The following is a 14,205-nucleotide window of genomic DNA, read 5'->3' as shown; positions in this document are numbered from 1 at the left end:
TAGAAACAAAATCTATCCTAATATGAAAAAACAGTTTTTTATGGCATCACTAGTTCTGGGATGCAGTCTATTTGTCGCATGTGGCAGTTCGAATAATTCAGAGGAAGAGGGGGATTCAGAAGATACGGGGGTTATTGAGAACCTAAGCAATGCCGGCGAGGCCATCAAAGGTCTAAGTGGTCTTGAAAAAGCCATGAAGGATATTGAAGTTCAGATGAATGCCTTAAAAGAAAAGACACCTGTAAGTAACGATGAATTAAAAAAGGTCCTACCTGAAACATTAGAAGGCTTGAAAAGGACTTCCATCAACCTAGGTGAATCTGCATCCATTGGGATCTCCAGTGCAAATGCGACCTATCAAGACGAAGGTGCTACAAAAACAATTGAAGTATCCATCTTGGACGGAGCTGGTGAAGCGGCAAGCTCTATTACTGGTCTCGCATTTTATGGTTTCAACCAGGATTCGGAAAGAATCACGGACGATATGACCGAAAAAACGATGGAATATAAAGGTCAAAGAGCAAAACTAACAGAAGAAAAATACTACGATAAGCAGACCTCAAAAATAGAATGGCTCCATAAAAAAAGATACTTAATGAAGGTACAGGGAGAAGGATACAGCATTGACGAGGTGGGTAAGATCATGGATAATTTAGCGTTAGGAAATTTACCTGAATAACAACTACACTACATAACACAGATAAGGGGCAATGAAATTCATCGCCCCTTATCTTTTAATTTTATATTTCTTATTATTTTTTAGGTTTGGATGCCATTACAAACTGCAACTCTCCTCCATTTGAAATATCGGCATGCGAAATCTTAAAATCTTTCAGCTCTTGTCCATTCCACAATACCTTGCTCACATATACATTTTTCTCCGATTGGTTCTTTGCAAAAACCTTCAAGGTCTTCCCATTATCCAATTGTACTTCAGCTGATTTTACCAATGGACTACCCAACCAATAATGTGGATCTCCAGGCGCTACAGGATAAAATCCCAAAGAACTGAAGAGATACCAAGCAGACATTTGCCCGCAATCATCATTTCCTCCTAATCCAGCAGGACCATTATGATATTGGTTACGAATAATCTGTCTGATTCTTTCCTGAGCTTTCCAAGGGCTTTTGGTGATATTATACAGATAGGCAACATGGTGCGACGGTTCATTTCCATGCACATAGTTCCCAATGATGCCTTCACGGGTAATATCCTCGGTATTTTCAAAATACTTATCTGGAAGGTGCATGGTAAACAAGGAATCCAAATAAGTTTCAAATCGTTTCTGTCCGCCCATTGTCTCCATCAATTGAACTGGTTGGTGTGGTACATATAAAGAGTAATTCCAGGTATTTCCCTCAATAAAACCTTGCCCATGGGTATCTAGCACATCAAACTTCTCTCTGAACACCCCTTTGCTATCTTTAGGACGCATAAAACCGATTCGCTCATCATACAGGTTCTTCCAATTCTCGGCGCGTTTGTTAAATTCTGCAGCGATTTCCGCCTTACCCAATTTTTCTGCCAATTGAGCAATACACCAATCATCATAAGCATATTCCAAGGTATTCGACACTGAAGTCCCATTTTTATCATCCGGAACATAGCCCAAGTCGATGTAATCCCCAATACCTTCATATCTTCTTGCATTTGCCGTTTCAACACAGGCATTCAAGGCAGCTTCCGCATCCCCTTTATATACACCTTTCATAATAGCGTCTACCACCACCGATACCGAATGGTACCCACTCATACACCAGTTTTCATTCGCATAATGCGACCAGATTGGCAACATATTCAAGACCGACTGTTCATGATGCGCCATCATCGAAGAAACCATATCTGCATTTCTTTTCGGATCGACCAAATTCAGCCAAGGATGAAAAGCCCTAAAGGTATCCCATAAAGAAAAGGAGGTGTAATTCGTAAAACCCTCAGCTTTATGGATTTCTTGATCCAAACCCTTATACTCGCCATTTAGGTCCATATATACGGTTGGCATCAGGTTCGCATGATAAACGGAGGTATAAAAGTTAACCAGATCCTCTTTGTTCAACATATCGACCTTAAACTTCTCAAGCTCCTTATTCCAATCTGATTTCCCTTTGTTTACAATTTGTTCAAAATTCCAGTTTGGAGTCTCTGCTTGCATATTTTCCAATGCATTCTTCATGCTCACTGGACTCAATGCCACTTTCATCATCACTTGCTCCCCCTTTTTGGTATCAAAATCCAGATGCATCTTGATATTATGTGCGGCTAGATCTGGAAAGTTATCTTCTTGGTTGAATTTCCGCCAAAAGCCTTTGTACTGTACATTTTTATCCAAATATTTCGCTCCATAATTTTTGAATGCTTTGGAAGTTTTGATAGCAAAATAAACGGTTCGGGTTCTTGCCCAACCATTGGTCTGCCTATACCCTGTTATGGTGGAATCATTCAATACCCTGACCACGGTCCAAACATTTTTGCCATCATAGTTATAGATACCCGCTGTCAAGTCTAAGATCAAATGGGATTGATCGGAAGCTGGAAAGGTATAGCGATGAACTCCAACACGGGTACTTGTAGTCAATTCCGCCTGAATATTATGCTTATCCAGTTTCACTTTATAGTAATTGGCTTCGGCAATTTCATTATCATGGCTATATGCCGATCTATACCCATCTTGTGGCCTATCGGCTGTCCCTGGGTTCAATTGCACCTTTCCTTGAGTTGGCATCACCAATATATCGCCAAGATCGGAATGTCCTGTTCCCGAGAAATGCGTATGACTGAAACCAACAATGGTTGGATCATCGTATTGATATCCTGCACAGTATTTATATACATCACCTGTGTACTGTCCATTGACTGCATAAGGGATGGTATCTGTCTCCGGGCTCAATTGTACCGACCCAAAAGGAACCGTTGCTCCAGGGAAAGTATGCCCCATTTTAGCCGTACCGATCAATGGTTTGACGTATTGACTCAGGTTTGGCTGCTGGGCATTCGATAATACCGGAATGACCATAAAAGCCAATACCTTGGCAAAATTCATATAGTTCTTTTTCATCATTTTAAATTGCGGGGTTTAAAGCATATTCTGCCCAAAGTTCATCGATCGTTTTTCCGGTTTCATTTGCCCAAAAAGAGTCCGAATAGGTCTTATTGCGCATAGCCAGGTCTAACTTTTTGACAAAGTTCTTTTTCTTATTATGCTCAATCCAATTGAAGAACCGAGCCGTAATCCTGTAAGAATCGGTATACTTCTGTTTTTCATTAAATTCAGGAAGCCTCCAATTGCCTGCTTCATTGGCGACACCATATTTAAATCGAATATAATCAGCAATCCCTTCTGTAATCCACCAAGGACCCGATCCATTTGGATAAGCCTGAACGATATGCATGACTTCATGCGTCACGACATCGATATCATGTGGATTTTTCTTCAACCAATTTGGACTATATCGAACAATCCCTCCTGCAGTGGCTGCAACACCATCATATTCAGGGTCAATAACAAAAGTCACTTCTTTTCTGGTTTTCTTATTGAATTTTTTGGCCAATTTAGGATAGTTGATAAAATAGGTGTCAATAAGCTGTTGTTTAGTTTCTGCACTAAACTCTTTATCCTTATTGATCCAGATCAGTGTATATCCCTTCTTCTTTAACGTGTCTACTTCTACTGCAACCTTGCGGTCGGCATCAGTATGTTCCCAGCTTTGTGCATAACTTGAAGAAACTGAAATACCCAAAAATATGCTTAAAGCAAATGTTAATGTGTTTTTTCTCATTGGGCTAATTGATTTATAAAAATTTGAGTCAACTCAAGTCAATAATTGCTGTTTTGAGCTAACTAAAACGAATAATCTAGTATTCAAATATATTTAAAAAGATTAGTAATACTATAAATTTCTAGGATTGTTACAACAGTATTTATTAACCTAAGTTCATTTTTTGAGCTTTAATTCTCCAGCATAAAAAAACAACAAGGAAATGAGTCAAGAGGCTAAGCTAGGAAGTGGATTATTTTATATATTATATCTATAATCAAAAAAGGGTCATATCATTCTGATATGACCCTTTTTTGATTACTTAACAGTAAACCAAGTATAACCCTTTGCAGGAATCTTGACCGGTAAATTCACTTTATAATCTCTTGCTAACTGATACTTTTTCGGGTTCTCTCCTTCAAAAGCAATCTGTACATCCTTGTCCAAACCGGTATAGTAAAGCGACAGGTCTATTTGAATATCCATCTCGCTATCAGTTGGATTATACAACATCCCCAAACCTTTCTCCTTTCCATTTGGATCAACATGCAGAATCCCATCCCAATTTCTGCCATCTGCCCTTCGCAAATGGATGATATCCGCATTCAAGATATCTCTATACTTTTTGTACCAATCAATGACTTCTATGACCGTAGCCTTAGTCCTTTCAGTGTCATACAAGCGGGGGCCTCTATAACAGGCTTGAACCCCAGCTCCATAATATTGCATCATCAATTGTTTATAGTCATCCAAATGATCATTTAAGGGTTCTAAAACGGCATCAGCGCCACCACCATGATAGGCCGTCAGGGGTACAAAACCCCAACCCATCGAAGGAGTTTTTTCCCAGGTACCATCGTAGATATTTTGTCTGTTTAAAATCTTCTGTTGGTCTCGCGACAAAGAAAAATTCACCTCCCGATAGCCCAACGCAATTTTATTCGTTCCATCTAGAAAATACCAGTCCGGGGCATTGATATAAACTCCCATCTGATTCAATTCGTGGAAGATCGACTTCTGTATTTCCATCTGCGCAAATTGGGAATCTTCCAACCCATGGTGACCTGGGTGATCATGGGACGCACAGACATCGCCCGGATATGGCCCATCCATTTCTAAAATACTGAAACCAGTATTCCTGAAAAAGTCTTTAATGGCTTGCGCATAATCTAACCCCCACTGACTGCCAAAACAGGGTGCATTGCCAAAAAAAGCGCCCCCTGGCTTTCCTGTTTTCGGATTGATCACATCCGTTTCAGCGTTAATAGTCCTGGAACTGAATAAGGTGTAACCGCCCAATTTCACGCCTTTTGATTTCGCATAATCCGCCAGTTCCCGCCATTCTTTATGATTCTCTGGGGTATTTAACTCCATTTTCAGATGGCTTCCAAAACTCAGGATAACCGCCTCATAACCTGTTTCAGCACATTGATCGATAGCCGTGATCACCTCCTCCCTATTTTTACTGACTAAATGCATAAAGATTGGGTTAGCATTGGTCCAAGGAGTTAATTGACGGTACATTTTCCGTACAGCAAGCCCTCTACGCTCCTGATCATGGCTATCATGCAACAATTCAAAAGTCTTGACCGAGGTAAACTTCTGTTTCGGTAAAACATCAATCTTCGATACATCCTTCGGATAGATCAAGGCTTTTGCCGGAGTGGTCAGATCATAATTAACTTGAGAGGTATAGCTGCTATCCTGCTCCCAATGCAAAGTCTGTTCAGATAGTCGATATTTCATGGCATTGTTAAAAGCGTAATTGGTTTCAAAATAGATACCCGATTGCTTTTTCATATCCTCTGTACTTCCTACGACCGCTGATTCCTCTTCTACCAAGGAGAGGATTTCATTGACTAAGCGGTTTACCTGAATTTTGTTTTGACTCTCATTTCGCACTACTACCCATTTTCGAAGAACTGGCAATCCATCATAGATTTCATAATGTACATCCACGGAAACCCCAGCTAATTCAGGATGCTGAAATTCTAAAACTAAACCTATCCCTTTTGCCTTTTCAGAATTTGAGGACCAAAACGGACTATTGCTGTTCAAAGCCTGTTCTAGTGGCAGTTCCTTGGCCGACTTAAACACAAAAGCATCTGGATTCGCTTTTAAGGAAGGAAACCATTCTGTCAAGAAATAAGCTTTTTCTTTCTGTCCCTTCAACCCGCCTATCTCATAGTCCTTCCCATTAATATTGACGATTGCCTCTGGTTCTATCGCACGTATCAATTGCTGACCATTGCTCAGGTTGCTAAAATCATAACAAGCTAGGTTGGCAGCTTTCTTAAAGGCTCTTCTGATAAGTCCATTTTCAAGGACAATCCCATCCTTATTGTTAACAATTTTCGATTGAAAGCCTGTTGATTGGATTAACCAATCTTTGTGAACGAGTTGTGTTGTTTGCCCTTCTGCGTATTGAACAGTTGAAACTGCCAATAAGGCTATCAGGATTAGTTTAGTGTTGATTCTCATAATTCAAAAAAATAGGCAGTAGAAAAAGGATACTACTGCCTGATGCATAATTAATTTTATTATCTAAAGACTTCTTGACAAATCGTTCAATAAGGTCTTAGCATTGTTCAATTCCTCATTCCACCCATCAAATCGCTGATTGGCCTCCATTTTATTGATTGCGGTCTGAAAGCTATCTATGGCTTTTTGATCCTTCTTGTCCTTCAGCGCTTTCATCACAATTCTCGCTTTTTCATAATCTTGGATACCTTCCAACATCCTTTCGTATCGAATTGATGAACGTCCCTTAGGATAGACGATATAGGTATCACCAGCAGGCCAGGTCCTGAACCTGGAATCCGTTAAAGGGTTTTCTACCCATGAATTATAGGCCCATCTCAACATCCCATCAAAGCCGGTTGCTAAAGCATACCAACCTAAGTAGGTCGATTCCGCAGGTTCTGAAAATGTAAACTGATTCGGAAAACCATCCGAACAACAGATATAAAAAGTACTGTTTAACCCTCTTTTATGGCGGTCCATGATATCAGCCTTTGAAAATGGATGCCCCACTGAAATGCTGATATCTTCCGAATTTGGAAACCTTTGATAGGTTTTTTGATTATCAGCATACGAAATCCCGATTTCCGGTGCTACCTTCTCCAATAAAGCAAATGCAGCATCCATTTGTTCCCTTTCGCGTTCATCCATGGCAATATTGGTTTTATCCAACCAGCCCTTTGCTTCAAGATGCTTAACGAAATCCTTTAAGAAAGGTGTCCAAAGTTCTTCAAAAATAGCTGTGCCCGGTTTTGTAACCACATTGACCAACTCTCCTTTAGTGGCATCCTTATAATGGATTTCATTGTTCCAAGGAATAATTGAATAACAGTTTATCATATCATCAACACCCAGATCCATCATAAATTGCACCCAACGGTCAAATACGGTATAATCATAAGTCCATGTTCCATTGCTATTTTTGGTCCATGTGATCATATCGGCATAGGGATCATAGGTCTGAACATTCCAGGGGTCTTTGTTCAATGTGGTGGTTATTACTTTTTGGCCAGCATCAGCCAGCATTTGCATCACTGGTTTCATCGCTTCAAAATGGGCATCACTCCACATTTCCAAACCTTCAACACGAGCCACGGCTGATGGATGCTGCCATTGGTCTAGGTGATAGCTCCATTCCGTTGCTTTCGGCAAGGTTTGATTGATCACATCCAGCTCCAAGGCCAATTTTTGTGCAGGTTGACCTTTGGCAGAAATTGTTACAATAGCATTGTATAAACCTGCCTGTGCATTTTCGGGAATCTTTACACTAACCCAGACAGGTCTAGCTGTTTTCTTAGGGATATCGAAGGACTTTAAATTATCCAACATATCCGGAGCTAATGAGGAGGCGAAATCCTCAGGTTTCCGGTACCCACATCCGCCTGCAAACTCATCAGTCATGACATAGCGGACAAATCGTGCATCCGTCGCTGCTTGGGGAATCACCGCCTTATTTTTCGATACTAAATCCGAAATATCTACATGAACATCAGCAATATCGGAACTGGTCCATAAAAGGATCTGTGCAGATAGCTTCTCCCCTTTCCAACCTTCAATTTTCACCCTGTTTTGCTTGGCAATTTCTGGTGCCAAGGATTTGGCAAATCGCTTATCGATTGTTACAAAAGAGCTATGCAAACCTGGACCCACCTTTGACCAATCCGAATTGACATCGGCCGTGGGATCTGCTAATTCGATAAATGTTTCTGAAAGCGCAGTTTTACTTTGGGCGTTTGCTTCTTCAACGTTCAAGAACGCTAGGCCTAAACTCAGTAGAACCACCCATTTAGGAGTGTTGATTTTCATTTATTAAAAGTTTAGTTGATTAATCTGCAGCAATGTCTACTGCAAGAATATAGTTAACAATATACAGGAATTTAATTAAAAGTCGCCTTCAATTAGGCTCTGTAAACAAAATATTATCAAACCTTTCAAATACCGAAACAGCTTTATATCATCATGCAATTAACTGAACTTCAATTAATTTATTAATTATATAAAAATTGTTGCAAACAAACATTTTCATTCTATATTTGTACTTGTTTTTAATGAGTCTAAATAAACTAACCTCTACCTGTTAGTTTCGTTTATATTTTAGCACTATAATTCTTCATGTTTGTGGAGGGACGGTTTAAAGGACTGCTTATAAAACAAAATAGCGCCATGCTAAAGACGGCAATCTCTGCATGACGCCAAAAATCTAATATCAGCTGTAACTGCTATTAGTTGATTGACTCAATGAATCAATCACCTTTAACACACTGTAAGTATGAAAGGACCTGCAAGATAAAAAAAATTGGGCGCTCTCCCTATTTATTTATCCCAAGGTTCTTTCATAAACAGTTAATGGAATTTTTAACACTATACATTAACATTTATGATTTACAATCTTTTTTCTAATCACTCCCCTACGAGTAAAACTAGTTTTTTTACAAATCTTTTCTTTTCAGGGACTTGCAATGTACTTTTTCAGACCCTCATGTTTATTCTTTTTCCCTCTATTCTAAAATCGATCCAGTCCTATAATGAAAACTAACCTCTTAACCACTCTATTAATAGTATTCTTAATAACATCCTCATACGCCCAAAATGGCATTATCAAAGGAACTATCCTGACACAGAAAGGAAATCCAGCCAAAAATGTGGTTGTCAAATTGAATGGTTCCCAAGAGATGGAAGTCGATTCTCTAGGAAAATACCAGTTCATTAATCTACCGGCTAAGACTTATGAGGTCAGGGCAAAACATATTGGTTTCACCTCCCAAGTCAGCACTATAGCATTAAAGGAAAATGAAACCCGAGTTTTGGATTTTACCCTTGAAGAAGGGACCAATACACTGCAAGAAGTTGTGGTTTCCGCCAAGAAACCCATAGTGGAACATGAATTATCCAATTCCTTAAGGGTTCAGACTCCAATTCTAGAACTTTCCCAGAATGTGCAAACCATAAATGCTGAAGTGCTTGCAAAACAACAAGCATTCAATTTAGCGGATGGTGCATTCAGGAATATCTCCGGGGTAAGCCGACAAACGCATTGGAATGATATGTACGTCAATATCCATATGCGTGGGTCACAAATACAGGCTTTCAGAAATGGGATGAATATTGTCAGTTCCTATTGGAGTCCACTATCTGAAGACATGGCAACCGTAGAAAAAATTGAATTCGTAAAAGGACCAGCCGGATTTATGATGTCCAGTGGAGATCCTGCAGGAATCTACAATGTGGTTACCAAAAAGCCAACCGGACAAAAAAATACCGAGGTAACCTTTAGCCTAGGAAGTTTTGAAAATTACAGAACCACCTTAGATTTGGATGGCAAGGTCTCAAAAGATGGCAGGTTATTATATCGATTGAATATTGCCGGTTCTTCAAAAGCTTCATTCCGCCCGAATGAAGACAATAAAAGACTTGTAATCGCTCCTGTTCTATCTTACAAAATCAATGATAAGACAACCGCAACATTAGAATACACCTATCAGAAAGCAATCATGACTGATGTTGGATCCGGTTATTTGATGTCTCCTTTTGGTTATAAAACCCTTTCTAGAGAAACCTCCTTTTCTCAAAAAGGAACCGAACCTATGGACATTGATGAACACTCCGCATACATCAATATCGAGCATAAATTAAATGAAAATTGGAAATTAACTGCTCAGGGTGCCTATTTTAATTACAACCAAATCGGCGCAAGCAGTTGGCCAAAAGATATTCTTCCCAATGGCAAGGTCATCAGGAAATCAGACACCTGGGATGCACAAAGCACCATGTTATTAGGCCAAGTCTTCTTAAATGGTTCATTTAACACGGGACAAGTCAAACATCAAATATTGGCAGGTATTGATCTAGGTAGTAAATCCTATTTGGCAGACTGGAATCAAAGTATTGTTCTGGATAGTTTGAATGGTGGTGAGTTTGATCCTAAGAATCCTGTTTACGGATTTGACTTTGGACTTCAGAATTTTGACCGATCACATTCCTTGGCCCAACGCGCAGCTGTAGGCGGTGGTATTATGTCCACGGATTACACCTCAGCCTATGTGCAAGATCAAATGAGCTTTTTTGATAATGCTTTACGTTTGACTTTGGCTGCTCGCTATACCTCCATGTCTATCAGTACCTGGGGCGGAGCACCAGTTAAAAGCGAAAAAGTCACGCCGAGAATTGGTCTATCCTACTCCATTGATAAAAATACCACAGTCTATGCATTACATGACCAAGCTTTTCTTCCCCAACAAGGAATTTTATTTGACGGTTCTAAAATAAAACCAATCACAGGTAACAATTATGAACTTGGTATCAAAAGAGATTGGTTCAAAGGAAAATGGAATAGTACCATCGCGATCTATCAAATCACCAAAAACCATGAAATAACATCCTATGGACCAAGACCTGAGATGTCAGTCGAAGTTGGGCAAAAAAGAATCCGCGGGCTCGAAGTCGATATCCGTGGTGAGGTATTAAGGGGATTGAACCTGATTGCGAACTATGCATATACCGACGGACAAGTAACCAAAATCAATGAAGGTGTTGATGCCTTTTTTGTTGGACAAAGACTTGATGGTGCCGATGTTCATATCGCCAACCTATGGCTGGACTATGAATTGACGCGAGGAAAGGCTAAAGGTTTGGCCTTCCAATTTGGAGGGATGTCAAATATCCAACGTGCCTTGGAATTCTATTCCAAGGATGAACCCGAAAAAAATATTGAAGACTATTTCCGCTTTGATGCCGGAATGGGCTACCGCATCGACAAATTCAGTGTCAATCTAAATGTACAGAACCTTTTGGATAAATACTTGATTGAGGGCGGTAGTTATTACACCAGCTACTTCAGTACCCCTGTTTACTCTTGGCAAGCCGGTGCACCAAGAAACTATAGATTAACATTTGCATATAAATTCTAAAACCATGAACACAAAAACATTATTGACAATTTTAATAAGCCTTTTAAGCCTTCAATTTGCAAGTGCACATGCATTATGGATTGAAACCCAAACAAATGGCAAATTGAACCAAAAACATACGGTCAAAGTTTATTACGGTGAATATGCCGAAGGTTTGGTAGACCCAATCGATAAATGGTATTCAGATGTCAAGGATTTCGACCTGATTTTAATTGCGCCAGATGGAAGTAAAAAAACCTTAGAGAAAACTGCATCAACGGACCATTTCGAAGCATCATTTTTACCTACTGAAAATGGATCCTATATCCTTTCAGTGGTAAAAGCTGCAAAAGAAGCCTATGAAACCATGAAATTCGAATTTTCTTCTACAGCCTTCGTCCAGGTCGGAAACGGATCGACTAAATTAAATAGCCTTCCTTTCCATGTTGAATCAACAGTCCAAAATCCAAAAGTTGGTGCAAGCCTGGAAGTCCAGGTATTGGAAGATGGTCAGGCTGAAAAAGAAAGAGAAGTGCTTATCATGGGACCTGAAGGATGGACCAAAACGCTCCATACCGATAATCAAGGAAAAGTTCCCTTTAAACCCTTGGTAAAAGGAAAATACATTATCGAAGCTTCTAAAACTGATGATAAAGTTGAAGATTGGCATGGCCAAAAGATTGAAAAAATCTGGAGAGGCAGCACTTATTCCATAAATGTAAATTAAGCTTATGCCTAGTAAAATGCTTGCCGGCATTTTACTAGGCTAATTTCCTTCTCAAATATTATGTACAGCCTGATCATATTTTTAGTTTTCACCGGTTCCTACTTCCTTTATTGTAGCAGCAAAAAAATGAAGAGCATACATCAAGTAGAATTCAGTATTTTAAAAATTTTTCACCACAATCAACTGAAACTCGCAGGATTTATCCTTTTGGCAATTGCCGCTATCTTAACTCTTTGGAAACAAGGTCTAGAAGCAGGAAGTTTTGCGTTTAGCGTTTATTTAATGACTTTCCTAAGTCTTTTGAATTTGCTCTTCCCCTATAAGACCATTAACTGGAAACATATCCTTCTTCTTTTTTCCATATCACTGACAATTGAAATTATTTTTTTCTAAATCCATCTTTACCCATGCCCGCAAACAAGAAATACCTAAGCTCTCCTTTCCAACGGTTTTTAAAAATCACCGCAGGCTTCTTTGCAGGATATATGCTCATGCTTGCCTTCCACAATTTCTTGACCCTATTCTGTGAAAGGAAAAACATTGTTATGCTGTCTGGTTTTTCTGGGTATATCATTTGGGCAATCCTGCTCCTATTGGCTTTTTTATCGAAAAATGGTTGGTACATCTGGGGAATATATCTTTGCCTAACCTTCCTTTTATCAATCCCTTTCATCTTATAATTCATAATGAATACCAGAAATTATAACATCTATTTTAATACCCATACCATCAGTGGGATTATCATCTGTGCGATTCTCTATGTCATATTCTTTGCTGGTTCATTTTCATTTTTCAGAAATGAAATTGCAGCTTGGCAGCAAGGGGATTCGTTCTCAAAAATGACTACTGCTGATGTAGACTGCGATTATTTATTGGATTCCCTCGGACAGGCCATGGAACTAAAGGGAAGAGATATTACCTTTTCCTTTTATCATAAGAATGCTCGATCCTACATGAGCTATACCGAATCCAAGGACAGCTTGCAACATGAGAAAAACTTAGCCATAATCAATGAAAAAGTAGCCAACAAAGCAGATTGGACGACTACAGATTCAAAATATTTCGGATATAACTTTATCAACAGGAAGTCCGGCAGTTATAGTGAAAACTATGACCTTGCCGAATTTTTATATAGACTGCATTTTTTGGCCCAATTGAATGAGCTGCCCATCAATATAGGCATTGGCCCATTTGGTTATGTAGTTGCAGGATTTACCTCCTTTATCTTTCTCTTCGCGCTGATCACGGGCTTATTGCTACATTGGGACAAGATCGTTTCCAATTTTTTCATCTTTCGTCCCTTTTCCAAATGGAAGACGGTCTGGACCGACTTGCACACTGCCTTAGGGGTTGTAGGCTTCCCTTTTCAATTTGTCTATGCCGTGACCGGTATCTTCTTAATCTTAAATTCTGTCTTAGCTATCCCTTTTGAAAAGATAATCTACAAAGGTGATTCAGAAACCATGTACACTGACCTTGCCTTTAACCATAAAGTCAACCTGCCATACAGCTATTTAGCCTTAGTTCAAACCCCAACGGTCAATCCTTTATTGGATTCAGTAAAGAGAAAATGGCCGGAAAGTCGTGTATTTCGTCTCAGCATAAAGAACTATGGGGACCAAAATATGCAAATCATTGCTGAAATTAGCCCAACCTACTCCAAGCACATGGCTGGTTATGGAATCTATAACATACGGGCGATGGATGGGAAAATACTGGAGGAGAAGACCCCCATGTACAATTCCACTTTTGTAGATCATGTCAAGAGTCTCTTGTATAGGTTACATTTTGGAGATTATGCTGGTTACCCCCTTAAATATCTTTCCTTTATCATGGGAATCATGGGTTGTTTGGTCATTTCATCGGGAATCATGATCTGGTTAGTCGCAAGAGACAAGAACAATGTACCAAAGCATAAAAGAAAATTCAACTTCTGGTTGGCGAACATATACCTAGCCATCTGTTTATCCATGTTCCCAACGACTGCAATTACCTTCATAGCGGTAAAATTAACTGCAAATGTAAATCAGGAATTCCTATATCAGGTTTATTTTTGGACTTGGCTCCTATTTAGTGCTTATTATATCATCCGTAGAAATATCAACAGAACGAATAGGGAAACCCTATTGATCGGAAGCATCCTTGCCTTTATGGTACCCATCGTCAATGGGGTCTTTGGTAAAAATTGGGTATGGAATAGTTTGATTGAAGGAAATATAGATCTGTTCAGTATCGATTTTCTTTGGATCTGTATTGGTCTGGTCGGAATATTTATCTATAGAAAAATCAATAAGCAGAACAACGCAATAGCATAAG

General features: G+C 39.4%; 9 protein-coding genes. 4 read left to right on the top strand and 5 right to left on the bottom strand.

The window, feature by feature from the left end; all coding sequences use genetic code 11:
- Positions 1–40 precede the first annotated feature (40 nt).
- Positions 41–679, top strand: coding sequence for a hypothetical protein (locus tag ACWICE_RS14090; protein WP_185213736.1), 639 nt, complete (start codon positions 41–43; stop codon positions 677–679).
- A gap of 73 nt (positions 680–752) precedes the next feature.
- Here the strand turns inward: ACWICE_RS14090 and ACWICE_RS14085 are convergent, their stop codons facing one another.
- The 4 genes from ACWICE_RS14085 to ACWICE_RS14070 form a co-directional block, all read right to left on the bottom strand.
- Positions 753–3,056, bottom strand: a complete 2,304-nt coding sequence (locus ACWICE_RS14085) for a GH92 family glycosyl hydrolase (protein ID WP_454298654.1) — start codon at positions 3,054–3,056, stop codon at positions 753–755.
- Between the two features lie 4 nt (positions 3,057–3,060).
- Positions 3,061–3,777, bottom strand: a complete 717-nt coding sequence (locus ACWICE_RS14080) for a basic secretory protein-like protein (RefSeq protein ID WP_454292065.1) — start codon at positions 3,775–3,777, stop codon at positions 3,061–3,063.
- Between the two features lie 297 nt (positions 3,778–4,074).
- Positions 4,075–6,237, bottom strand: coding sequence for an alpha-galactosidase (locus ACWICE_RS14075; RefSeq protein WP_454298620.1), 2,163 nt, complete (start codon positions 6,235–6,237; stop codon positions 4,075–4,077).
- Between the two features lie 63 nt (positions 6,238–6,300).
- Positions 6,301–8,082, bottom strand: coding sequence for a glycoside hydrolase domain-containing protein (locus ACWICE_RS14070; protein ID WP_454298619.1), 1,782 nt, complete (start codon positions 8,080–8,082; stop codon positions 6,301–6,303).
- A 719-nt stretch (positions 8,083–8,801) separates the two neighbouring features.
- On the opposite strand from ACWICE_RS14070, the gene ACWICE_RS14065 reads away from it, so the two are divergent.
- Both ACWICE_RS14065 and ACWICE_RS14060 read left to right on the top strand, forming a co-directional pair.
- Entirely contained in the window at positions 8,802–11,183 is a 2,382-nt protein-coding gene (locus tag ACWICE_RS14065; RefSeq protein ID WP_454298618.1) for a TonB-dependent siderophore receptor, read from the top strand.
- A gap of 4 nt (positions 11,184–11,187) precedes the next feature.
- The gene (locus tag ACWICE_RS14060) at positions 11,188–11,889 is read left to right on the top strand and encodes a DUF4198 domain-containing protein (protein WP_454298617.1); all 702 of its coding nucleotides are present in this window, start codon (positions 11,188–11,190) and stop codon (positions 11,887–11,889) included.
- A gap of 379 nt (positions 11,890–12,268) precedes the next feature.
- Here ACWICE_RS14060 and ACWICE_RS14055 read toward each other — a convergent pair whose 3' ends face one another.
- Entirely contained in the window at positions 12,269–12,574 is a 306-nt protein-coding gene (locus ACWICE_RS14055; RefSeq protein ID WP_454298616.1) for a hypothetical protein, read from the bottom strand.
- Between the two features lies 1 nt (position 12,575).
- Between ACWICE_RS14055 and ACWICE_RS14050 the strand changes: the two genes are divergently transcribed.
- Positions 12,576–14,204, top strand: coding sequence for a PepSY-associated TM helix domain-containing protein (locus tag ACWICE_RS14050; protein ID WP_454298615.1), 1,629 nt, complete (start codon positions 12,576–12,578; stop codon positions 14,202–14,204).
- Position 14,205 lies beyond the last annotated feature (1 nt).

Source organism: Sphingobacterium sp. NPDC055346, assembly GCF_053645235.1.
The sequence above is the reverse complement of the archived record's forward strand: the minus strand, read 5'-3'. Positions and strand labels throughout refer to the sequence as shown.

Coding starts and splice junctions, on each gene's coding strand:
- ACWICE_RS14075 (WP_454298620.1), bottom strand. CDS start 6,237: ATGAGAATCAACACTAAACTAATCCTGATAGCCTTATTGGCAGTTTCA.
- ACWICE_RS14060 (WP_454298617.1), top strand. CDS start 11,188: ATGAACACAAAAACATTATTGACAATTTTAATAAGCCTTTTAAGCCTT.
- ACWICE_RS14085 (WP_454298654.1), bottom strand. CDS start 3,056: ATGAAAAAGAACTATATGAATTTTGCCAAGGTATTGGCTTTTATGGTC.
- ACWICE_RS14055 (WP_454298616.1), bottom strand. CDS start 12,574: ATGAATTATAAGATGAAAGGGATTGATAAAAGGAAGGTTAGGCAAAGA.
- ACWICE_RS14050 (WP_454298615.1), top strand. CDS start 12,576: ATGAATACCAGAAATTATAACATCTATTTTAATACCCATACCATCAGT.
- ACWICE_RS14080 (WP_454292065.1), bottom strand. CDS start 3,777: ATGAGAAAAAACACATTAACATTTGCTTTAAGCATATTTTTGGGTATT.
- ACWICE_RS14065 (WP_454298618.1), top strand. CDS start 8,802: ATGAAAACTAACCTCTTAACCACTCTATTAATAGTATTCTTAATAACA.
- ACWICE_RS14070 (WP_454298619.1), bottom strand. CDS start 8,082: ATGAAAATCAACACTCCTAAATGGGTGGTTCTACTGAGTTTAGGCCTA.
- ACWICE_RS14090 (WP_185213736.1), top strand. CDS start 41: ATGGCATCACTAGTTCTGGGATGCAGTCTATTTGTCGCATGTGGCAGT.